This window comes from Methanolobus sp. WCC1, from assembly GCF_045690315.1.
GTDB classification, from domain to species: Archaea; Halobacteriota; Methanosarcinia; order Methanosarcinales; family Methanosarcinaceae; genus Methanolobus; species Methanolobus tindarius.
Genome location: NZ_CP146979.1, coordinates 2214323 through 2235197, shown reverse-complemented (window position 1 = coordinate 2235197; position 20875 = coordinate 2214323). Strand labels below are relative to the sequence as shown.

The window sequence follows — 20875 nt, the reverse complement described above, 5'->3', positions numbered from 1 at the left end:
CAACCTTATTCAATAGTGATTGCTGCGTATCCGACAACTCCTGATGTATCCCCGCTTACATCGCCGCTGGTTGCATATTTGATAAGTGAGGCTTTGCTTGCACCCAGCTCTTTTGTAGCTGCAAGCATGGACGCTATCGGTCCAAACCCACATGCAGAAATACTCCTTTCTTCCCTGCGCCTATAAAACTCAGGAATATCCATATCCAGTATGGCTTCTATCAGGTAAGTGTCCTGTTCTTTTGCAACAGAATCCGGCTGATAGTGTGTAAAGTCACTGGATGCTATAAAAACCACTTTCTTTCCGGTAGCTTTTACTGCACGGGCAACTTCTACTCCTACTTCCATTGCAGTTTCTTCGTCCTGAAGTCCCATGCATATTGGAAGTATTGAAAAGTCATTGCCAAAACGATATTGCAAAAATGGTATCTGCACTTCTATGGAATGCTCAAAATGATGTGCAAGCTCATCAAAGTCTATTATGGATCCGGCTAGCTGCTTTCCTATCTCCCTGTCTGTTTCGATAACTCCAAGGGGAGTTGTCCAGCTGTCCTGGGAAAGAGCTACTGCAGACCCATATCCTGTATGATTCGGACCAAACAGGACGTATGTGTCTGCTTTTGGAAGCCGGGCATATGCATGCGCTGCCACTTCTCCGGAATAGATATATCCGGCATGAGGTACGACAGCACCAAGGATGGGCTCCTCTGAGATGGCCACATCCTTAAAGCATCTGCTAAGTTCCTTTTTCAGACTCTTCGGATTTTGCGGGTAGAATTGACCGGCAACGGTTGTTTGTCTCATACTACTGATCACCCTATATTATTCTATAAGGGTTTTTGATTATATGTAGTATGCTTTTAACAAGTTGTCAGTTCAGACTCCTGCTTCAAAGTCTTCAAGTTCATAAGTGAACATTGAGTCATTGGACTTTGCAATCTCTCTTGCAAGCAGCCAGTAAACAAGTGAAAGTGCCTTTCTACCCTTGTTGTTTGTTGGGATTACAAGGTCAACGTTTGATGTCATGTTGTTAGTGTCACAGAGTGCGACAACAGGAATTCCTACATTTACAGTTTCCTTGATTACCTGTGCGTCACCGGTTGGGTCGGTTACGATTACTACATCAGGTTCGTAGAAGTTTTCGACCTTAGGGTTTGTAAGTGTTCCTGGTATGAATCTTCCTACCATTGACTTCGCACCGATTGCTTTTGCGAACATCTTTGCAGGGAACTGGCCATACTGTCTTGCGGAAACCACAAGTATTCTCTGTGGGTCGTAATTTGCAAGGAATGCAGCTGCAAGTTTTATTCTCTCGTCGGTTGCCTGAATATCAAGTACGTAAAGACCATCTGTTCTGACACGGTACACGAATTTCATCATGTTCTCGGTCTTCTGCTGGGTACCGATGTGTACGCCTGCTGCAAGGTACTCGTCTATAGGTACAAGGGAAGTTGTTTTCGCTTCCTCTCCTGCCTCGGTTATTGTTTCTTCAGTAGTAACTTCATTAGTTGTAGTTTCTTCAATTGAATCCATAAAATCACCTTAATAAATTTGAAAATTAAATCTCTCTCTTAACAGTAATTGGGATTACCCCAAGTTCGTATTCTCTCTTGGCAAGGAATAATGAGTTCATGCTTGGATCATCGATGAGCACCGGAGCTCCCATTGAAATCTGAAGTGCTCTCGCACCAACGATTCTTGCCTTTTCATACCTGGTGTAGTGTTCAGTAGTCAATAGATCACCTGATCAAAATACATATAGAAATATCAACAGCCCATTTATAGATAGCTACCCCTATTGCTTCCAAAAAGTGTTCCTGTATGAATAGCCATTAATGCGGTCAATGATAACCCTGATAAATAAATTTTATTCGGAATCCCTCCGAATGTGGTCATATATTGTTTCAGATCAAACCAGTATGGTTTATTGAAGGGCATGGACCACTGAGATTTTTTCTCAGTTTCCGACGTATTTTTGCGTAGCAAATACATGTGTCCCATACGTCGTATGATGGTCCAGGCAACCTTGTGGTCCCCTCTTACTGGTATGGGGCAAGTGTATCTACTAGCTCGACGTGTGAAAGGATCATCCTTCTGCAGCAGTAACGAACAACACCAAGGTCATCCAGTACAGCAGCCGCGTCTTCACCTTCAGCAACACGCTGTTTGTATTCTTCCCAAACGTTTGAGACAACTTTTCCACAGCTGAAACATCGAACTGGTAACATCTTTTCGCCTACCTGTATGATTTCTGATATTTGGCACGTGCACCTGGTCCACCAAACTTCTTGGTTTCCTTCTGTCTGGAGTCGTTAACCAGGAGATTACGGTCGTATGCCATGTAAGTATCTCTGAGGGCTGTATCATTGGTCCAGTCTACAATGCCTCTTGCAATTGCAGTTCTTGCAGCACTTGCCTGACCGATAATTCCGCCGCCTTTTACTATTACATCTATGTCCACGCTTTCAGCAGTCTCGCCTGCAAGCATAACCGCTTCTGTGATCTTGAGTTTTGCAAATTCCGGGTCAAAGATTTCCAGTGGCTTCTTGTTGATGCGCACCTTTCCGGTTCCCTTCTTCACTGTTGCGCGTGCAATAGCTGTCTTCTTTTTACCTGATGAGGTTATAACTTTAGTAGTCATTATGATCTTCCTCCTTCTTAGAACTTAGCACCGAGTTTCTTACTGAGGTCGCCGAGTTTGAGGTACTTGTTTGAACTGAGACGGTCCATGTTTGCCTCTTCAATCTTTATACATTCCTTGTTTTCGAGTTCCACTGGAATGCCAACGTATACCTTAAGGTTAGCCATTGCTGCTCTTCCCCTTGCACGTTTGTAAGGGAGCATACCTCTTACTGTTCTCTTAAGAATGCGGTCTGGTCTCTTTGGGAAATAAGGACCGAATTCAGGCTTTCCTCTTCTCAGTGTTTCATCGTACTCTCTCATTGTGGTGTACTTTGATCCAGAGATTACTGCCTTTTCAGCATTGACGATCTCGACCTTCTCACCAGCAAGCAGCTTTTTTGCAACAGTACTTGCAAGCCTGCCCATAATAAGTCCTTCTGCATCGATAATTGTCATCTTCTTCACCTACTGCAAGATCTTGATACCTGAACCCTTTGGGTTCTCTTCCATGATCTGTTCAATGGTCAGGCATTTGCCGCCAACCTCTGCGATCTTGTCCATTGCAGTTGCGCTGAAGTTGTATGCAACAACGGTGACTTCCTTTTCAAGGAGTCCTGCACCAAGTACTTTTCCTGCAATAAGGACAGTTTCTCCATCCTTTGCGTACCTGTTGATCTTACTGAGGTTTACCTGTGCATAATTCTTGCCAGGTTTTTCCAGCCTCTTAGCCACATCTCTCCAGATTGCGACTTCGTTCAGGCGTGACCCTTCCTTCAGTGCTGCAATGAGCACAGGAGTACGAGGGTTTGTCTTTCTTTGGATTTTTACGTTTGTAGTCTTGCTCATAATGTTCCTCCGCAAGAGTTTGTCTCACTCACGCACGATGTGCGTTCGAACATCCGTTAGGTGTCAGTTAAGTAAGAACATAGGGTCTGTAAACTCAGACTGGTGTCTGAATAACATTAATAGTACATAAAGATTATGTGGATTTTTCCCCGGTTCTAAATACTTTATCAAAAACACGGTCATAAATAGAATCAATATTGCATCCAATTTCTCTTGCAACCAGAAGTCCTGCTACCTCTATGTCAACAAGGTCTCCAAGCTCCTCCTGCTTCTTATTGATCATTACTATAGTGTCTTTAGTATTCTTTCCGCAGCTGGCAACGATCATGGCAATAATGTCTTCTATTATTGATCTTTCCTGAAACAAAGAACCAGAAGGTTTGAATCCATGAGGTATCTCTATTTTTGAAATATCAAATGCAGGAATCAGTTCTGCCCCTTCAAACTTTAGTAAGTGTGCCCCTATTGCTTTATCCCTTATTTTAGATGCAGCGTCAGGTGCCATCCATTTCATATCAAAGGACAGCACGAATTCAAAATCCTTAATTGACAGGGATTTTTTATTATTTCTTTTGAAAGGGGTTGCTGCAACAAGCATCAGCTCGTCCATCAGGAACCTCTGCGAAGTTCATCAATAATGGTATCAGCAACTCTGCCGCATTCAGTTCTCTTCGGACCGTCTATGTGATTTATCTGCAGGACAAGCAGTTCATGCTCAAGAATGGCCCTTACAAGATAGATATCTCCCCGGAAAGGTACGCGGTTGTACTTTCCATCAAGGTAGCTGTATCTCAGGTGAATTCTGAAATCCACAATACCTTCAGGGTCAAGTGTATCAAGCACTCCTTCAACAGTATCATAATTGAGAGGCGAGAAGTCTATTCCATTTGCAACAATTTCCACACCTATCTCCCTTTTAGCCTGGATACGGTGTCCTCTCTTGGTTACTGATTCGGTAACGAACATACCGAACTTACCATCCATATTTGCCATCACTTTCACAAAAAAAGGAAGGTCCGAATGGTAGCGGTATTTTTGTTCAAACTCCACAGTCCTGTGCGGAAATCGATGATATATTCGCTTTCGCATCATTTTTAACTGCTACCATCCTTTTAGTTTATAATAATTTCTGGATTCAATTCTTATAATTTGATGAGCTTAGCATCGATAATTCCTTCAACCGCTCTCATCTCTTTCAATATACCCTCAGGTACTTCTGAATCAACATTAAGCACCATTATGGTAGTTCCTCCTATTTCAGCTCTTCCTACCTGCATACCGGATATATTAATGTCATTCTTTCCAAGTACAAGGCAGCATGGTCCGATGACATTTGGTTTGTTAACGTGTTTTGCAACAATCATATGTCCTGCCGGCACAATATCTACATGCTCTCCATTGACAATGATAATCTTTCCTTTACCACCAACAACAGTACCACCAATAGATACTTTCTCATCACCCATAGTGACTTCTATCTTTATTGTGGAGCTGAACTCTTCTGTGGTTTCGGATTTGCTTTCAATAACTTCAACTTTCCTGGACTTGGCAAGGGCACCTGCGTTCACATAGTTTACTGCAGAACCGAGTGCAACCTGAAGCATTCCTTTAATAGCAGCCACAGTTACAGGTCTTGTATCTTTCTCAGCAATGTCGCCGTTATATGATATTGAAATCTTCTCGTAGTTTTTACCGAGGAGTTGCGCACATGCATTGCTCATTGTCTCAGCAAGCTGGATATAAGGAGCAAGCATTGTCATAAGTTCTGGTTTTACGGAAGGAATGTTAATTGCATTCTTTGCAGTTCCTCCGTTAAGTACAGCCACAACTTCTTCTGCAACGGAAACAGCCACATTTATCTGTGCTTCCTTAGTTGAAGCGCCCAGATGCGGAGTAACTATAATGTTCTTACAGTCAATAAGTGGTCCGTCAAACGGTGGTTCACTGGTGAAAACATCTATTGCTGCACCTGCTATTCTCTCACTGTTAAGAGCTTCTGCAAGAGCTTCTTCATTAATGATACCTCCACGCGCACAATTGATGATTCTTGCGTTGATTTTCATCATGCCAAATTCTTCAGTATCGATGATATTTCTGGTATCTTTTGTAAGTGGTGTGTGAACTGTAATGAAATCAGCTTCTTTTGCGATTTCCTGAACGGACATCATCTTTACACCCATCTCCTTTGCTCTCTCATCTGAGACAAAAGGATCGTATGCAAGGATATTCATATTCATTCCCTGTGCTCTTTTGGCAACCTCAGCACCAATACGTCCAAGTCCGATTACACCAAGGGTCTTTCCATTGACTTCAACTCCCATGAATTTGCTGCGTTCCCACTTTTTGGATTTGAGGGATGCATCAGCCTGTGGCACATTCCTTGCAAGTGCCATCATCATGGCAATGGTATGCTCTGCGGCAGAAAGCATGTTACCTTCAGGCGCATTGACTACTATAATTCCCTTCTCTGTTGCTGCTTCTACATCAACATTGTCTACACCAACGCCTGCCCTGCCTACTATCTTCATCTTGTCGGCAGCCTCGATGACCTTTCTTGTAACCTGTGTTCCGCTTCTTATGACAAGCGCGTCATATTCCGGTATTTTCTCAACAAGTTCCTCTTCGGAAAGTTTTGTAATAACATCAACTGTGAAATGCTGCTGAAGTATTGTTAATCCCTGTTCTGATAATGGATCACTGACTAGTACTTTCATTTTGTCTATCTCCGCAGATAAGTGCAATAATTATTGCGCATTTTGATTTTATAGGTTTAAAGGACAAATGCAATTATATCTTTTTCTACATAATGTCCTTAAGGTTTTATTTCGTTCAAGTGACCTCAACCTATTTTAACCTACTTTGTAAATGCGCCATTTTACATATACTTGTCTCTTTAAGAATTTAAGTGCGTAATAATATAAAGAAGAATTGTAAAGAAATATGCACTTTGTGACTAAAATCAGTTCAATGTAATTAATGGTCTCTCTTTTTACTCCGTCATATTTTTTATTTGTTACTCACACTGCTTATTTTTTTAATCGGGATTAAATAGGAAGCTATATATAAAATATTCTATATTTGCCTTATGTAAGCCTAAATGCCCTTGAAAAAGAATTAAAGCATGAATCATGCTGAAATGAATTTTTCTTTCTGTAGTAGGAACGTATATGAGAAAAGACGTAAGTATAATCCTGATTTCAATATGTTTCGGTCTGACATTTTTAATTGCAGATACTTACATAGCCCATCTACTCTTTTCCGTGAATATACTGCCTTTTTCAATTGAAGAAAAAGAGACTTTTTATGACTTTTACGTCAGATCCTTTGTATTCCTTGGTTTTCTTCTTTTTGGGATGACAGTTTCAAAAATGGCTCAGAAATGTCATTTTGCAGAAAATGAACTCCTGTCCCAGTTAAGGTTTGAAAACCTTGTTGCAGAGATTTCTTCAAACTTCATTGGAAAGAAATCAGAAGATATTGATAATGCTATTAAGCAGTCACTTAAAAAAATGGCAGACTTTGCAGATGCTGATCGCAGTTATCTAATATTACTGTCCCAGGAACCGGACTCCAATGATATGGTATATCAATGGCACACTAATAATGATGACAACAGAAAAATTTACAATTACCCTGGTCGCGATTTCCCATGGTGGATGGAAAAAATGGCCAGTCCGGAGATTGTCCATATACCCGATACATCTAAATTACCACCTTCTGCCAGTAAGGAAAAAACAGTATTGCAGGAGGAATGCATAGAATCCGTACTTTCCATACCTTTACAGTCAGATGGGAAAATGATTGGTTTTCTTGGATTTGATACCATTGGGCGAAAAAAACAATGGCCACAGAATTATATAAAGCTCATGAGAGTTGTCGGGGATATTTTTATCGACAGTATCGAACGAAAAAAAGCAGAAGAATCTATACTTATGCATCGTGAAAGGCTGTCAAGGGCTCAGGAAATTTCGCATGTGGGAAGCTGGGAGGTAGACATGCGTACAAAGAAACATTTCTGGTCGGAAGAAATGTATCACTTAATGGGTTACTCTCCTGATGAAATAAACATTGGAAGAGAACACTATTATGAAAGAATGCACCCGGAAGACAGGGAAGCTTTCACTTCATGCGTAGAACTGGCACTTTCCATACCCGGATACAAATTTGACATTAAAACCAGGTTTATAAAAAAAAATGGAAGCATCTGTATCCTTCATTCTCTTGGTGAGGTTACATGGGACAGTGAGGGTAGGCAAATGCTTTTCCAGGGAACAACCCAGGACATAACAGAAATATCTCTTGCCCATGAGGATTTACAAAGAAAGAATCGTAATCTTGTGATACTCCAGTCCACAGCCATGATAGCTGCAAGTTCAATGGAAATGGAGGATTTCCTCAGGGATATTCTTAAAGAAATAAACTCATACGTTGGATGTTCTGCAGGTTCTGTTTATCTTTTTAATTCCACTGAGCACAGTTTTAATCTATGCTCTTCTACAGGTTTCAGGGATAAGATTGTAGAAAGATTAGATTGCTTAAAGGAAGATGATCCTCTGTTCAAACTGATTCCGGACGCCAAGAAAACATGGATTACGGGAAAAGTTGATGAGATAGAGGGATGCCTGAAATGGATCATCAATTCCGAATGTATCGGCAAACTGGTTTATATCCCTATTATGGCCCGTGAGAACCTTGTAGGTGTTATTTTATTACTGCCTGATCAGGATACTGTTATCTCAAAATCTGATCTTAACATACTGGGTAATGTGGGTCGCCAGATAGGTATAACTGTGGAGAATATACGTCTTCTTAACGAGACTCGCAACGCCTATGAGGAATTGAAATCACTTGACAGGATGAAAGATGAGTTTGTTGCCAATATTACTCATGAACTAAAAACTCCTCTCATATCCATAAAAGGATATAGTGAAGTAATATATGAGGGTCTTCTGGGTGAGCTGGAAGACAAGCAGAAGCAGTGTATGAAGATTATTGTTTCCAATTCCGAACGTCTGGAAAGGCTGATAGAATCATTACTTAATATGAATTCCCTGTATTTTGAAAAATATCATGTGCTGTCACCTATATACCTGAAAGATGTCATGGAAAATGCAATTACAAGCCTTTCAATGAAAACTGAGGAAAAAGAGATCAGTATCATTAAAGACTGTCCGGCTGACATGCATCTTGTTTACGGAAATTGTGAATTCCTGAAATACCTTTTTGTTTACATTCTCGACAATGCTGTCAAATTCTCTTCAAAAGGGTCTAAAGTCATCATTAAGATAACTGAATCAGAGGCAGATGCTCATATAGCTGTAACTGACCATGGAATAGGTATCCCCGGCTCATGTATGGATAGGATATTTGACAGGTTTTATCAGGTAGACGGGTCAGCCACTCGTATTTATGGCGGAAATGGCCTTGGTCTTTATCTTTCAAAAAATATTGTGGAGTTGCATTCCGGAGCAATAGAAATTGAAAGTGAAGAAGGAGTGGGGACAACAGTGCACATCACCATTCCCCTGTTTAATCCTGACATCCACGATTCTGAATGAGTTCTCACTCATCTGCAAATTTGAAATATACTCTTCTGTTGTTCTTTCCTTTATTTTCAGCTTTTATGATTGATATGTGTGGAATATCTCCGGTATTTGCAATGTGTGTTCCTCCGCATGCCTGCACATCAACATCAGGGATGCTGATTATTCTTATTTCTTCAATCTCAGGAGGGAATGCATCCTTGAGTTTGACAACTGAAGGAATGCTGAAAGCTTCTTCGCGTGGCATAATATCAATACTAACAGGGATATTGCGGTCAATAATCTCATTGACTTTGCTTTCATATGATGCTATCTGCTCGCGGTCAAAGTCTTCCAGATTGAAATCCACACGAGTCTTATCCTCTCCAAGCTGGTTTCCGGTTATCATGGCACCAGTCTCACTATGAATAATTGCGCTAAGAATGTGACACGCAGTATGATACTGCATGAAACGGTATCTTCTGTCCCAGTCAATTATTCCCTTTACCTTATCTCCAGCTTTAAGTCCTGGATTTGAAACCTCATGGCTGATATCTGTTCCAAATTTACCGGCAAAGATTACAGGAAATTCAGTTCCATCTTTCCTGACAAGTTTTCCTGTATCATTCGGCTGTCCGCCGGATTTAGGATAAAATGCAGTCTTATCCAGAACCACAAATTTGTCATCCTTTACACTTTCAACAGTTGCATCAAACTCTTTCAGGTAACAATCAGTAAGGTATAGTTCTTCCATGGATACATTAAAAGCAACTAATCAAAATTAATTTTTTGCTTTTTCTTTCGGATTACAAAAAAATCATATACTAGCCGCACCCTAAAAATATTAACAAATGCCGGATGAGAATAAAGACAAAATATCTCTGTATCCTCTTCTCATGGTGAATTTTATTGGTACCATGGGGGTAAGTCTAGTTCTTCCCTTCCTTATTTTTCTGGTTGAAAGATTTGGAGGTAATGCTCTGGTATATGGCCTTCTTTCTTCAATGTATCCGTTTTTTCAATTGATAGGTTCGCCTCTTCTTGGTAAATGGTCTGATATTTATGGCAGGAAAAAAGTCCTGTTTGTCAGCCAGGCGGGAACCCTGTTCTCGTGGATTTTGTTTTTCATTGCACTTTTTGTTCCGGTAACAATACTGACTAACGTTGACTCGGATCTTCTTGGAAAATTCATGATTACCATACCTCTGCTTATACTCTTTTTTGCAAGAGGTCTGGATGGCCTGACCGGTGGCAACGTTTCCGTGTCAAACGCCTATATTGCCGATATCAGTACTGATAGCGACCGCAGCAGTAATTTCGGCAAACTATCGGTTTCTACAAATCTTGGTTTTATTCTGGGTCCGGCGCTTGCAGGTCTTTTGAGCGTGACGATATATGGTGAAGCTCTCCCGGTTATGGCTGCAATTTTAATAGCTCTTGCAGGACTGATAATGATAGCGCTGTATATTCCGGAAACACGTAGCAATATGCAGGATACAAATAACAGTAATGTAACTTTCAATCCTGAATCAATTGGTGGGAATAATGTAAGTGAAAATCATAAACAAGGCATCAGGGATGTCTGGAAAATGCAGTCTCTACGCTTGATGTTCATAATTTATTTCCTGCTCTTTCTGGGCTTCAATACCTTTTATACTGCATTCCCTGTCCATGCGGCAAATTATCTTCAATGGAGTATTGCAGAGCTGGGTTTCTTTTTTTCATTCCTGAGTATCGTGCTTGTAATTGTTGAAGGGCCTGTTCTTTCATATGTGTCAAAAAGAGCAAGAGATTCCACTATGATATTCGGGGGTAGTTTTATTCTCGGCCTGAACTTTGTGGTACTGCTATTGGGAAATACCTTCTTCACCTATGTGGCAGCAGTATTACTGGCTCTGGGTAACGGCTTGATGTGGCCTTCCATACAATCAATGCTTGCAAGACTAGCAGGAAAAGATAATCAGGGACTGGTACAGGGAGTTTCAGGCAGTGTAATGAGCTTTGCCGGTATTTTCGGTCTGATAGGTGGAGGTTTTATTTACGAACTTGTAGGAATATGGTCTTTCCTTCTGACGGCAGCCATAATTGCCTGTGTAGTAATTCTGTCCACGCGCCTGCGTTCATTTGATGTGCCTGCTATTCAGGAGTAAAATCTTAGAAGAAAAAATAACCTGGAAAAGAATCCAGTGTTCATCTGAGCATGTATTTCACATCATAACTGCTGGCAGGATATGCATACATTGCTTCTCTTACATCTGGAAGTGTAAGTCCTGCTTTAATTGCCAGGGTAAAGATATTAATAACATCATCTGCCGCAGGTCCGATAAGATGTGCGCCAACTATCTTTTCCGTATCCTTTTCAATAATTACTTTGGAATAAGAGTATCCCAGATTTGTCCTTCTTGCAGAATAGAATTTACTGAGATCGCTGGAGAGTACTTTATGTTTTTCTGTGAGATTCTTCTGTGACAACCCAACTGCTGCAAGAGTTGGAATTGTAAAAACGGCAGATGCAATGCCTGTATAGTCTGCTGTATGTTTGTTGCCGTCTATTATGTTAGAAGCAACCACATTTGCCTGAAGACTTGCAGTCGGAGTCAGCGCAGGTCCAGGTAAAATACAATCTCCTGCAGCATAAACTGCTGGATTTGAAATACTCTGCAGGTACTCATTCACTGCAATTGCACCATGTTCAAGTTTCACGCCGCCTTTTTCAGTTTCAAGTCCTTCAATGTCAGGAACCCGTCCAAGGCCATGGACCACCATGTCGCATTTGTGAGTGACTTCTTTTTTGGATTTTTTATCAAAGGTGACCAGTTCCAATTTGGAATTAATATCGTTTGATTCAGTATTTTCAATATTTTCAGTTTTGTTTTGATGTTTTCTGATCTCCCTGAGTTCCTGTCCGGTTATTACTTTAATACCAACTTTTTCTGATGCATCCACCAGTATGTTGACGAGATCCTGATCGAAGTTCTTGAGCAGATTTTCTCCTCTGTGAATTATAGTTACATCTGCTCCTGCTCTTGCAGCTATGTGTGCAAATTCAAATGAAATATATCCTCCTCCAGCAAAGATTATTTTTTCAGGCAAAGATTCCAGATCAAGAAACTCATCACTTGTGGTCAGGTATTCTGCACCGGTTATGTCTATTTTTCTTGAGGTTGCACCGACTGTCAGTAATATATACTTTGCAGACAGGAGTTTTTCACCCACAAGTAAGATATTGTGGTCATGGAAGCTTACCGTGCCATGATATGTATCAATACCTGCCTTTTTGAAAGCTGCTTCTTTAGGATCGGTATATGAATGGACAAGCTCATCCTTGAAACGGATAATGTCACTCCACTGAAGTTTAGAGTTACAGTTAACACCTTTATCGTGCATGCGTCTTCCACTGTCTACGATTTCGGCTGCGCCACTGAGTATCTTCTTTGGAATACATCCGTGAAAAGCACATATGCCGCCAAAGCCTGCTTTATCTGCAATGGCAACTTTCATCCCTGCCGTCTTAAGTTTGTATGCGAGTGAAGAGCCTGCAACTCCGGTACCAACTATAAAAGCATCGTAATCCATGTCCATTATCATGACTCCAGTAACTAGTCTAATTAAAATAGACTTACTTAAGATTATAATTTTTCTCTCAAAAAACAGCAATTAAGATTCAGGAATCTTCATCGTACTTTATTGTAATTATACTGTCCACAGAAACATGGGAATACCGGTCTTTAGTTATCTCAAGGGTAAGGACTCCGTCACTACATGCTTTAACATTTCCACGGAATGTGAGAATGCCGCCACAATATACTATGACATCTTTCCCAAGTAAATGTTCGACAATAAAAGGTTGAATTTTTGATTTGTCTTCCATCTGGTTCCTCTCCCTGTTCTCTTACATTTACAAATTATATTGACACGGTTAATATAAGTATTGATTACTGTTTTTTATATACTATGCCTGAAACTTCCCCTTCCAAAAGAAAGAAATAGTTCCCAAAGAATAAATAGTGCGACTTCTATCTACCTAGCAAAGCGGAGTATACCTATGGCTGATAAAAGAAAAAAGAGAGGTTTTTTTGACGATATCTTTAACGAAGGCAGTTTTACCGATATAGAAGACATCATCGATCAGATGATGGAAAAGTTCGGTCTTAACTTCGAAGATTTTGAAAAGCAGCCCTTCTTCTATGGTTTTTCAGTATCCCGTCATCCTGGTGAGGAGCCTGAGATCAGGGAATTTGGAAACATCTTCTCAGATGATGAAGATGAGGACGATGATGAAGAATCCATTATTCAGCAGTTTAAGGTAAATGAAAGAAAGCCACTCATGGACGTATTTGAGATAGACGAAAAAGTACATGTCATGATTGAGCTTCAGGATGTTAGGAAAGAGGATATCAATCTTAATGTTACTGAAACATCACTTGAGATCAGTGCGGAAAACGAAGATGTGGTGTATGAAGAAAGTATAGATCTTCCTTCAAGTGTTGATCCTGACTCTGCAAAAGCAAGATATCATAATGGTGTCCTTGAAGTAATAATGGAAATGAAAGAACTGGGCATTTCCCGCTCTGTGCATATTGATTAAAGCTATCTGGCTTTATCTCTTTTTTTGTAATCGTTGACCACAATGTATTTATGAGCTACGCGTGTACACTAGTTAGTCTGCTGAAATATAATAAATGGGATGTAAATGTCTGCGAGTTCAGAAAACATAAATGACTCGGTTGTGCCGTTATTGTTGCAGAATACCGATCAGGATCTGTTCACCAGATTAAATATTGGGGTAATCTATCTGGATGAGCATAACAGGGTGCTTTGTTCCAACAAAGTGCTGAGTGACCTTACGGGTTTCACGGCAGAAGATATTTTAAGTCCGGAACATACTGAGCCAGACTTAAGCTCCAGGGAAGATTAGGCTTCTCTCCGTGATTTCTTTTTATCATCTCAACCTTTGGGCAAAAACGGAAAGTCACGCAAATTCAGACTGGCAGATAAACATGGAAATCTCAAATGTTTGATGTGTGACGTATTTTCGTTCCCTGATAAATGTAAAAGCAAATGTGGAAAAATTTGCATTATACGAGCCGATGCATCACAGTATACTTATGAAAATGATTATTCATTCGATGAAGACAAAATTGAAAATATGTATCTCAGGGAGAAAGTGCTTTCAAAACTCGGAGAAAAAGCTCTCTCATGCAATAATATCAACATATTAATGGATTATGCATTAAAAACAGCAGCACAAGCCCTGAATGTAAAATACTCTCTTATTATGGAACTACTTCAGGATGGAAAATTCCTGATGAGGTATGGATACGGTTTTAGCGAGTGGTGTGTGGGTTCCGCACTCGTGGATAAAGATCTGGGCTCTCCTTCAGGATATACGGCTTTAATCGGAAAACCACTTGTAGTAGATGATATGCGAACAGAGGATAGGTTCTTCATTCCTCGTTTTCTTCATGAACACAATATTGTGAGCAGTGTCACTGTTATTATCGGCGACAGGAGTTATATGTATGGTGTGATGTGCGTCCACACTGATAAACAACGGAAATTCACTGAACATGATGTAAACTTCCTGCAATCTGTTGCTAATATCCTTGCTGAAAAAATCAAACTCAGGGATTCTTTTAAGTCGCTGGAACTTTACAGGAATCTGATAAACCAGTCCAGTGATTACATAATGGTGCTCAATGCTGTCACAAAGAAGTTCATTTATGTTAGTGACAAGGTGTTTCAGGACCTTGGTTTCACGGAAGCTGAGATGCTAGATCAGGATATCTTTGATCCAGGTTGCTTTATAAATGGGCATGATATGCATGAACTTATCGGTAACGTGGCTGAGGATGGTGATCTTGTAGTTGAATTTGAATTATTGGCAAAGAATGGCTTGCTAATTCCTGTCGAGATAAGCTTCTCGTTTGTTGAAGATGAAGGTATTGCTTATATTGTGCTAATCGGTCGTGACATCAGTGAACGCCGCATACTTGAACACGCAATAAAAGAACGTGCAAAGCAGCTTGAATACTCCAACGAGATCAAAAATATGTTTGCAGATGTTACAAGTCATGATCTTATTGGTTCCATCTCTCTGATAGAAGGATTTGCAGCTTATCTTGAGGAACTGGAAACTGACGATGAAAAAAAGCATCTTCTGGGGCATGTTGTAAGCAGTACGGCCAAATTGAAAAAGACAATAGACTCTGCAGCTGTTTTTGCAAAACTGAATTGTGCTTCAGATATGAGTATTGAAGAACTTGATCTTCGTTTGCTTTATTATAGTGCCCTTGAACGGCTGTTATCAAAAGTATCTGAAAAAGCTATCAATGTCGAGTTTGACTGTCCCAGGCAGTGTGATGCACATATTAATCCAATTATCGAGGAAGTTTTCTACAACCTGCTTTCAAACGCTATAAAATATTCTCCTGACAGCGGTACAATTAATGTGGCTATTAAACAGGAAGTCAGCAAATGGAAAGTAAGCATATCCGACGAAGGGCCTGGAATCTCTGATGAGGATAAAATTAAGATATTTGACAGGTTCAGACGAGCTGACACTTCGCATAAAAGTGGTCATGGCCTTGGCCTTGCAATTTCCCGCATGGCATTGAAATGTCATGGTGAGGATATTCATGTTGAAGACAATTGCACCGGTGTCGGCACTACTTTCTGGTTTACTGTTACTGTTGCCGGTATGTCTGAGTCATAACTTTAATTAGGAATTGCGCAGATAAATTAAATCTCATTATTTGTTCCTGAATGGTATCTATGATTACTAATTACCATAAGTAATATATAGGTATCAAAAAATTACTGTTATGCTTTAGAGGTATATGGCATGGTTAAGAAAACAATTCACGAGATCAATAGCAAGATCAGAGATGGAAGTGTCAATGTGGTCACTGCCGAGGAAATGGTTCACATTGTAGGTGAACTTGGTGCAGAAGGGGCTGCAAAGGAAGTTGATGTTGTAACTACCGGGACATTTGGTGCTATGTGTTCATCGGGTGTCTGGCTGAACTTCGGTCACTCAGAACCACCTATCAAGATGCAAAAGGTCTTCCTCAATGACGTGGAGGCGTATACTGGTGTTGCGGCAGTTGACGCTTTTATCGGTGCAACACAGATCTCTGAAACACTTGGCATGGATTACGGTGGCGCCCATGTAATTGAAGACCTGATAAGCGGTAAGTCCGTGCATCTTCATTCAATGTCCCATGGAACGGACTGTTATCCCAGAAAGGTTCTTGATACCACACTTTCCCTTGATGATATGAACCAGGCCATCATGATGAACCCTCGTAATGCATATCAGAAATATAATGCTGCGACAAACAGTACCCGGAGCACAATTCACACTTATATGGGATCCTTACTCCCTTCATTTGGAAACGTCACTTACTCAGGTGCCGGTGTTCTTTCACCATTATCAAATGATCCGGATTACATGACCATCGGTACCGGCACAAGAATATTCCTCGGAGGTGCCCAGGGTTACATAGTCGGAGAAGGAACCCAGCATTCATCCGGCGGAGGTTTTGGTACGCTAATGGTTCAGGGTGACCTTAAGAAAATGAGTACCGATTATATCAGGGCTGCAAATTTCACCGGTTACGGTACTTCACTTTACGTTGGAATGGGTGTTCCAATTCCAATACTGAATGAGCAGATAGCCCAGGCAACTGCGGTGAGTGATGCGGGTGTAACTACCAAAATTCTGGATTATGGTATCCCAAGCAGGGACAGGCCGGCAATACGGGATGTGACCTATGAGGAACTTCGCAGTGGCTTTGTAGATATCAATGGAAAGGAAGTTCCGACATCTTCGCTTTCAAGTTTCAAGAAATCCAGGATAATTGCAAATGAACTTAAAGACTGGATAGCAAAAGGGGAGTTTTTCGTATCAATACCTGTTGAGCGGCTTCCAAAACACATATCTGCAAAACCAATGAAGCAGACAGAAGGTATTGCTATTGTTTCCGATATTATGGCTGTAAATGTGGTGACCATAAACAAGGATGCCAGTGTCTATGATGCGGCAAAGATTATACAGGATACTTCATTTAACCATCTCCCTGTGCTGAATGATGACAGGACTCTGGCAGGAATTATTACTGCATGGGATATCGCAAAGGCGGTTTCTCTCAACAAATTCGATCTTGTGGAAGATATAATGACCCGCAAGGTCATAACTGCAAATGTGGATGAACAGGTGGCGGTAGTTGCAAGGCGGCTCGATCTGAATGAGGTTTCCGCAATGCCTGTAATTAATAAAGACGGACATGTCATAGGTATGATTACAAGTGACGATATCAGCAAATTGTATGCCAGGAGGTCATAGATTTGAAGATCAAGATCAATATTTCAAGTGATATACTCACAAAACCAATAATGGCGGAAGCTATACTGGAAACTGGTGTACTGCTGAACATCTCCCAGGCACATTTTGACCGTTCCCACGGCGAAGTCGTTGCGGATGTTGAATCGGATAGGTTTGATGAAATGTGTAAGGCACTGACAAATAAAGGTGCAATGGTCATAAAGCTGGATATACCTATCAAATGGGATGAGGATGAGTGCGTTGAGTGCAGTGCATGTGTTTCTGTCTGTCCGACAAAGGTTTTCTCTCTTGCAGAAGATTTCAGTCTGGTTGTAGATGATAAAAAATGCATCCAGTGTGGAACATGCGTAGATATGTGTCCCCACAACGCTTTATCACTTGGCAATAACAAGTGATACATTCTTTTTTTATTCTTTTACCGGATGCATTGTTATGAAAGAGTATTTCAGGCTGAAGGAGACCATTGTTACAATTCAGGCAGACTCAGAAGTATATATTGAAGTTGCCCGTGAATCAATAAGGAAAAATCGCAGGGAACTTGAATCATTTATTGCATATGACCCTTTTTTCCAGAGTACTCTTGAGCCTTATGACCACAATGGTGATTTTCCTGAAGTTGTCAGCAGGCTGATAAACGCAGGAAATGCCATGGGTATCGGACCAATGAGTGCCGTGGCAGGCACGATATCTGCCATTGCGGTGGAAGCTATGGTTGATGCCGGGGCTAAGTTTGCTATTGTGGATAACGGCGGTGACATTGCTATTATCAACGATCGGCCTGTACTTATGGGTATTTATGCAGGTAATTCCGCTCTAAAGAATCTTGGTTTTGTAATGGAAGCAAGAGACTTAATCACAGGTGTATGCACATCTTCCGGTAGTGTTGGTCCTTCCATAAGTTTCGGAATGGCGGATGCTGCGGTTGTATTTTCAGATGACGTATCCCTTGCAGATGCTGCGGCAACTGCTCTTGGAAATGCTACTGATGTCGGGAGGGATGCAGTTGAAGATTCATTTGATGTTGTAAAGAATGTCGAAGGAATAAAAGGAGCAATTGTTATTCAGGGTGAGTTCATGGGTTTCTGGGGAGATGTGCCTGATATCCAGAGGGCTGATGTAAAATATGAATGCATCACCAAAGGCTGAGGCATTCTGTGCAAGCTTTTGAAACAAAAATCTTTTATTGTTCTGTTCCAATCCTGAATCTGTTTATTTTCTGTAATGCGCACATAGCTTGCGCGGACGATGAGTAACATGTTATCTGAAAAAGTCGCAAACATTCCTCCATTTTACGTAATGGAGGTACTGGAAAGGGCACAACAGCTTGAAGAAGAGGGAAGAAGCATAATCCACCTTGAGATAGGTGAACCTGATTTTCCAACAGCTTCGCATATCTGTGATGCTGCAAAGGCTGCAATGTGCGCAGGTAATACAAGATACACACACAGCCAGGGGCTTATAGAACTGCGGCAGGCTATTGCAAAGAACTATAAAGACAGGTTTGATGTGGATATTGATCCCGGGCAGATAATTGTAACTTCAGGTACAAGTCCTGCGATGCTCTTGCTTTTCCTTGCACTTATTGATCAGGGTGATGAGATTATAATGTCAAATCCGCATTATGCATGTTATCCGAATTTTGTAACAACTGCTGGTGGAGTGCCTGATTTCATTTACACTAATGAGGACAATGGTTTCATGTTACAGCCGGACGAGCTTGCCACACATATCAATCCTAAAACAAAAGCGATTCTTATCAATTCCCCATCTAATCCTACTGGACAGGTGCTGCCCGCAGAAACTCTGCAGAGGATTGCAAAGGTTGCAGGCGATGTCCCAGTTATATCTGATGAAATTTATCAGGGACTTGTCTATGAAGGTGAGGATCATACTATATTAGAGTATACTGATAATGCCTTTGTTCTTAATGGTTTTTCCAAGTTGTATGCCATGACCGGCTGGCGGCTTGGCTATCTGATTTCACCGAAGCAGTATGTCAGAACCTTGCAGAAAGTGCAGCAGAACCTTTTCATTTCCACAAATGCATTTGTCCAGCATGCAGGTGTTGCCGCTCTAGAAGGTCCGCAGGAGCAGACGCTGGAGATGGTAAAGACATACAACGAGAGACGTCTTTATCTTATTAAGAGGCTCAGGGGGATTGGTTTTGATATAAAGGTCGAGCCCAAAGGCGCTTATTATGTTCTTGCAGATGCTCGTAAGTTCAGTGAGGATTCACTTGCACTTAGCAGGCAGATACTTGAGGATATTGGGGTTGCCGTTACTCCTGGTATTGATTTTGGTCAGGGTGGCGAAGGACATTTACGTTTTTCCTATGCTAACAGCCTCGGGAACATAAAGGAAGGTATGGACAGGCTTGAAAAATACCTGAATAAAGAACGATGTTAATACAGCATCGTTCTGTATTTCTATCCTTTTTTATCCGGTACTTATTTTTATATTAACTATTTTTTGTAGGTTTAATTGGTAAACTTAAAATACTACCTGTAGTATACAAAATTATAACCTACAATTATTAGATTGAAGGGCAACCTGTTTACAAAATCCATGGGTAGTTTTGAAATGACAACTGAGAGAACTGAAGATTATCTGAAGGTCATCGAGAAGATAATTGAAAGAAAAGGCTATGCACAGGTCAAGGATGTTTCAAGGGAACTTGATATTAGTTCTCCGAGTGTCACCGGAATGTTCAAGAAGCTTACCAAGATGGGTTACATCAATTATGAGAAATACGGTGGTGTCACACTTACTTCTGAAGGTGAAAAAATAGCAAAATGCACCATGGAGAAGCACGGTGTCATTAAAGACTTTTTACTCATTTTGGGTCTGGATAAGGAAATTGCAGATCAGGATGCCTGTAAGATAGAGCATGTACTGGCACCGGAAACATTTGAAACGCTCACCAAGTTCGTAGAGTTTATGAATATGAAGGATGAATGGCCATACTGGCTGGACCATTTCAACTATTATTGTGAAACAGGCAAGTACATTGATTGCAGTCCATCTGCAAAAGATACCTGCCCCATTCATGGTAAAACTCATGACAAGTGATAAATTCCGGTAATTTGCTATTGAAATTCTTTTATCATTTTCTTTTTTTATTATATTTCTCTGTAGTGTTCTAATGGTTGTTATTATAAATGTGAATATCTTTTGTTTTTTGTATACTGAAACAATTTAGGTAATGCGAAATTGCTATATACAAAAAACAGGTTAGAGCTACCATTAAAAAGGACAGGTAATGACTTGAACGAAGATCAGGAGACCACACTGGATACGCTAAAACCCGGAGAGAAAGCCAGTATAACAAAGGTAAGGGTCAAAGGCACTGCAAGGCGAAAACTCATGGATATGGGAATGGTTGCAGGAACTGAGATTGAACTTGTCAGGAATGCTCCTCTTGGAGATCCCATGGATTATAATATAAAAGGTTACCACCTGTCTATCCGTAAAGAAGAAGCAAAACAGATATTCATTACCAAGCTCTGAACTGGCTATTTTCCAAACCTTTTAGATGTTTT

24 protein-coding genes are annotated in these 20875 nt (G+C 40.7%); 11 read left to right on the top strand and 13 right to left on the bottom strand.

Annotation, left to right across the window (positions count from 1 at the left end):
- Nucleotides 1–5: 5 nt before the first annotated feature.
- The 10 genes from V7O61_RS10565 to serA all read right to left on the bottom strand — a co-directional run bounded on the left by V7O61_RS10565 (nucleotide 6) and on the right by serA (nucleotide 6181).
- Entirely contained in the window at nucleotides 6–803 is a 798-nt protein-coding gene (locus V7O61_RS10565) for an MEMO1 family protein (RefSeq protein WP_407281850.1), read from the bottom strand.
- A 72-nt stretch (nucleotides 804–875) separates the two neighbouring features.
- Complete coding sequence (rpsB, locus tag V7O61_RS10560; protein WP_023846037.1) at nucleotides 876–1532, bottom strand: 30S ribosomal protein S2; 657 nt, start codon at nucleotides 1530–1532, stop codon at nucleotides 876–878.
- A 25-nt stretch (nucleotides 1533–1557) separates the two neighbouring features.
- A complete protein-coding gene (locus tag V7O61_RS10555) occupies nucleotides 1558–1734 on the bottom strand; it encodes a DNA-directed RNA polymerase subunit K (RefSeq protein ID WP_023846038.1) in 177 nt (58 codons plus the stop codon).
- 304 nt (nucleotides 1735–2038) lie between these two features.
- Nucleotides 2039–2227 carry a DNA-directed RNA polymerase subunit N gene (locus tag V7O61_RS10550; protein ID WP_023846039.1) on the bottom strand — a complete coding sequence of 63 codons (189 nt, stop codon included), beginning with the start codon at nucleotides 2225–2227 and terminating at the stop codon, nucleotides 2039–2041.
- A gap of 8 nt (nucleotides 2228–2235) precedes the next feature.
- Nucleotides 2236–2640 carry a 30S ribosomal protein S9 gene (locus V7O61_RS10545; RefSeq protein ID WP_023846040.1) on the bottom strand — a complete coding sequence of 135 codons (405 nt, stop codon included), beginning with the start codon at nucleotides 2638–2640 and terminating at the stop codon, nucleotides 2236–2238.
- A gap of 17 nt (nucleotides 2641–2657) precedes the next feature.
- Nucleotides 2658–3077, bottom strand: coding sequence for a 50S ribosomal protein L13 (locus tag V7O61_RS10540; protein WP_023846041.1), 420 nt, complete (start codon nucleotides 3075–3077; stop codon nucleotides 2658–2660).
- Nucleotides 3078–3086: 9 nt separating this feature from the next.
- On the bottom strand, nucleotides 3087–3467 hold the full coding sequence (locus V7O61_RS10535) for a 50S ribosomal protein L18e (RefSeq protein ID WP_023846042.1): 381 nt from the start codon (nucleotides 3465–3467) through the stop codon (nucleotides 3087–3089).
- A gap of 133 nt (nucleotides 3468–3600) precedes the next feature.
- A complete protein-coding gene (locus V7O61_RS10530) occupies nucleotides 3601–4077 on the bottom strand; it encodes a DUF2240 family protein (protein WP_023846043.1) in 477 nt (158 codons plus the stop codon).
- Entirely contained in the window at nucleotides 4077–4460 is a 384-nt protein-coding gene (locus V7O61_RS10525; RefSeq protein ID WP_407281851.1) for a hypothetical protein, read from the bottom strand. The genes V7O61_RS10530 and V7O61_RS10525 overlap by 1 nt, the downstream gene beginning before the upstream one ends.
- A 149-nt stretch (nucleotides 4461–4609) precedes the next feature.
- A complete protein-coding gene (serA, locus tag V7O61_RS10520) occupies nucleotides 4610–6181 on the bottom strand; it encodes a phosphoglycerate dehydrogenase (protein ID WP_407281852.1) in 1572 nt (523 codons plus the stop codon).
- A gap of 453 nt (nucleotides 6182–6634) precedes the next feature.
- Between serA and V7O61_RS10515 the strand changes: the two genes are divergently transcribed.
- Nucleotides 6635–9025, top strand: a complete 2391-nt coding sequence (locus V7O61_RS10515; protein WP_407281853.1) for an ATP-binding protein — start codon at nucleotides 6635–6637, stop codon at nucleotides 9023–9025.
- Between the two features lie 4 nt (nucleotides 9026–9029).
- Here V7O61_RS10515 and alaXM read toward each other — a convergent pair whose 3' ends face one another.
- Complete coding sequence (gene alaXM / locus V7O61_RS10510; protein WP_023846047.1) at nucleotides 9030–9743, bottom strand: alanyl-tRNA editing protein AlaXM; 714 nt, start codon at nucleotides 9741–9743, stop codon at nucleotides 9030–9032.
- Between the two features lie 97 nt (nucleotides 9744–9840).
- Here alaXM and V7O61_RS10505 point away from each other — a divergent pair, with 97 nt between their 5' ends.
- The gene (locus V7O61_RS10505; RefSeq protein WP_407281854.1) at nucleotides 9841–11139 is read left to right on the top strand and encodes an MFS transporter; all 1299 of its coding nucleotides are present in this window, start codon (nucleotides 9841–9843) and stop codon (nucleotides 11137–11139) included.
- Between the two features lie 40 nt (nucleotides 11140–11179).
- Here the strand turns inward: V7O61_RS10505 and V7O61_RS10500 are convergent, their stop codons facing one another.
- Both V7O61_RS10500 and V7O61_RS10495 read right to left on the bottom strand, forming a co-directional pair.
- Nucleotides 11180–12571 (bottom strand): dihydrolipoyl dehydrogenase family protein, encoded by a 1392-nt coding sequence (locus tag V7O61_RS10500; RefSeq protein WP_407347386.1) that lies wholly within the window; start codon nucleotides 12569–12571, stop codon nucleotides 11180–11182.
- 82 nt (nucleotides 12572–12653) lie between these two features.
- Nucleotides 12654–12860, bottom strand: a complete 207-nt coding sequence (locus tag V7O61_RS10495; protein ID WP_023846050.1) for an MM0924 family protein — start codon at nucleotides 12858–12860, stop codon at nucleotides 12654–12656.
- Nucleotides 12861–13034: 174 nt separating this feature from the next.
- Here V7O61_RS10495 and V7O61_RS10490 point away from each other — a divergent pair, with 174 nt between their 5' ends.
- From V7O61_RS10490 to V7O61_RS10450, 9 genes are all read left to right on the top strand, one after another.
- The gene (locus tag V7O61_RS10490; protein ID WP_407281858.1) at nucleotides 13035–13577 is read left to right on the top strand and encodes an Hsp20/alpha crystallin family protein; all 543 of its coding nucleotides are present in this window, start codon (nucleotides 13035–13037) and stop codon (nucleotides 13575–13577) included.
- 105 nt (nucleotides 13578–13682) lie between these two features.
- Entirely contained in the window at nucleotides 13683–13907 is a 225-nt protein-coding gene (locus V7O61_RS10485) for a hypothetical protein (RefSeq protein ID WP_407281859.1), read from the top strand.
- Nucleotides 13908–13943: 36 nt separating this feature from the next.
- Nucleotides 13944–15704 carry an ATP-binding protein gene (locus V7O61_RS10480; RefSeq protein ID WP_407347384.1) on the top strand — a complete coding sequence of 587 codons (1761 nt, stop codon included), beginning with the start codon at nucleotides 13944–13946 and terminating at the stop codon, nucleotides 15702–15704.
- Between the two features lie 129 nt (nucleotides 15705–15833).
- Nucleotides 15834–17336: a homocysteine biosynthesis protein gene (locus tag V7O61_RS10475; RefSeq protein ID WP_407281861.1), complete on the top strand. Its 1503-nt coding sequence runs from the start codon at nucleotides 15834–15836 to the stop codon at nucleotides 17334–17336.
- A gap of 2 nt (nucleotides 17337–17338) precedes the next feature.
- A complete protein-coding gene (locus tag V7O61_RS10470) occupies nucleotides 17339–17731 on the top strand; it encodes a 4Fe-4S binding protein (RefSeq protein WP_023846054.1) in 393 nt (130 codons plus the stop codon).
- A gap of 37 nt (nucleotides 17732–17768) precedes the next feature.
- On the top strand, nucleotides 17769–18482 hold the full coding sequence (locus tag V7O61_RS10465) for a UPF0280 family protein (protein WP_407283403.1): 714 nt from the start codon (nucleotides 17769–17771) through the stop codon (nucleotides 18480–18482).
- A gap of 108 nt (nucleotides 18483–18590) precedes the next feature.
- Nucleotides 18591–19742 carry a pyridoxal phosphate-dependent aminotransferase gene (locus V7O61_RS10460; protein WP_407281862.1) on the top strand — a complete coding sequence of 384 codons (1152 nt, stop codon included), beginning with the start codon at nucleotides 18591–18593 and terminating at the stop codon, nucleotides 19740–19742.
- A gap of 174 nt (nucleotides 19743–19916) precedes the next feature.
- Nucleotides 19917–20405 (top strand): metal-dependent transcriptional regulator, encoded by a 489-nt coding sequence (locus V7O61_RS10455; RefSeq protein WP_048135433.1) that lies wholly within the window; start codon nucleotides 19917–19919, stop codon nucleotides 20403–20405.
- A 195-nt stretch (nucleotides 20406–20600) separates the two neighbouring features.
- Nucleotides 20601–20843: a FeoA family protein gene (locus V7O61_RS10450; RefSeq protein WP_048135435.1), complete on the top strand. Its 243-nt coding sequence runs from the start codon at nucleotides 20601–20603 to the stop codon at nucleotides 20841–20843.
- The last annotated feature ends 32 nt before the right edge of the window (nucleotides 20844–20875 follow it).

Coding starts and splice junctions, on each gene's coding strand:
- V7O61_RS10565 (WP_407281850.1), bottom strand. CDS start 803: ATGAGACAAACAACCGTTGCCGGTCAATTCTACCCGCAAAATCCGAAG.
- V7O61_RS10550 (WP_023846039.1), bottom strand. CDS start 2,227: ATGTTACCAGTTCGATGTTTCAGCTGTGGAAAAGTTGTCTCAAACGTT.
- V7O61_RS10505 (WP_407281854.1), top strand. CDS start 9,841: ATGCCGGATGAGAATAAAGACAAAATATCTCTGTATCCTCTTCTCATG.
- V7O61_RS10460 (WP_407281862.1), top strand. CDS start 18,591: ATGTTATCTGAAAAAGTCGCAAACATTCCTCCATTTTACGTAATGGAG.
- V7O61_RS10540 (WP_023846041.1), bottom strand. CDS start 3,077: ATGACAATTATCGATGCAGAAGGACTTATTATGGGCAGGCTTGCAAGT.
- V7O61_RS10465 (WP_407283403.1), top strand. CDS start 17,769: ATGAAAGAGTATTTCAGGCTGAAGGAGACCATTGTTACAATTCAGGCA.
- V7O61_RS10495 (WP_023846050.1), bottom strand. CDS start 12,860: ATGGAAGACAAATCAAAAATTCAACCTTTTATTGTCGAACATTTACTT.
- V7O61_RS10530 (WP_023846043.1), bottom strand. CDS start 4,077: ATGGACGAGCTGATGCTTGTTGCAGCAACCCCTTTCAAAAGAAATAAT.
- V7O61_RS10535 (WP_023846042.1), bottom strand. CDS start 3,467: ATGAGCAAGACTACAAACGTAAAAATCCAAAGAAAGACAAACCCTCGT.
- V7O61_RS10515 (WP_407281853.1), top strand. CDS start 6,635: ATGAGAAAAGACGTAAGTATAATCCTGATTTCAATATGTTTCGGTCTG.
- rpsB (WP_023846037.1), bottom strand. CDS start 1,532: ATGGATTCAATTGAAGAAACTACAACTAATGAAGTTACTACTGAAGAA.
- V7O61_RS10500 (WP_407347386.1), bottom strand. CDS start 12,571: ATGGACATGGATTACGATGCTTTTATAGTTGGTACCGGAGTTGCAGGC.
- V7O61_RS10485 (WP_407281859.1), top strand. CDS start 13,683: ATGTCTGCGAGTTCAGAAAACATAAATGACTCGGTTGTGCCGTTATTG.
- V7O61_RS10455 (WP_048135433.1), top strand. CDS start 19,917: ATGACAACTGAGAGAACTGAAGATTATCTGAAGGTCATCGAGAAGATA.
- V7O61_RS10475 (WP_407281861.1), top strand. CDS start 15,834: ATGGTTAAGAAAACAATTCACGAGATCAATAGCAAGATCAGAGATGGA.
- V7O61_RS10525 (WP_407281851.1), bottom strand. CDS start 4,460: ATGGCAAATATGGATGGTAAGTTCGGTATGTTCGTTACCGAATCAGTA.
- V7O61_RS10545 (WP_023846040.1), bottom strand. CDS start 2,640: ATGACTACTAAAGTTATAACCTCATCAGGTAAAAAGAAGACAGCTATT.
- V7O61_RS10490 (WP_407281858.1), top strand. CDS start 13,035: ATGGCTGATAAAAGAAAAAAGAGAGGTTTTTTTGACGATATCTTTAAC.
- alaXM (WP_023846047.1), bottom strand. CDS start 9,743: ATGGAAGAACTATACCTTACTGATTGTTACCTGAAAGAGTTTGATGCA.
- serA (WP_407281852.1), bottom strand. CDS start 6,181: ATGAAAGTACTAGTCAGTGATCCATTATCAGAACAGGGATTAACAATA.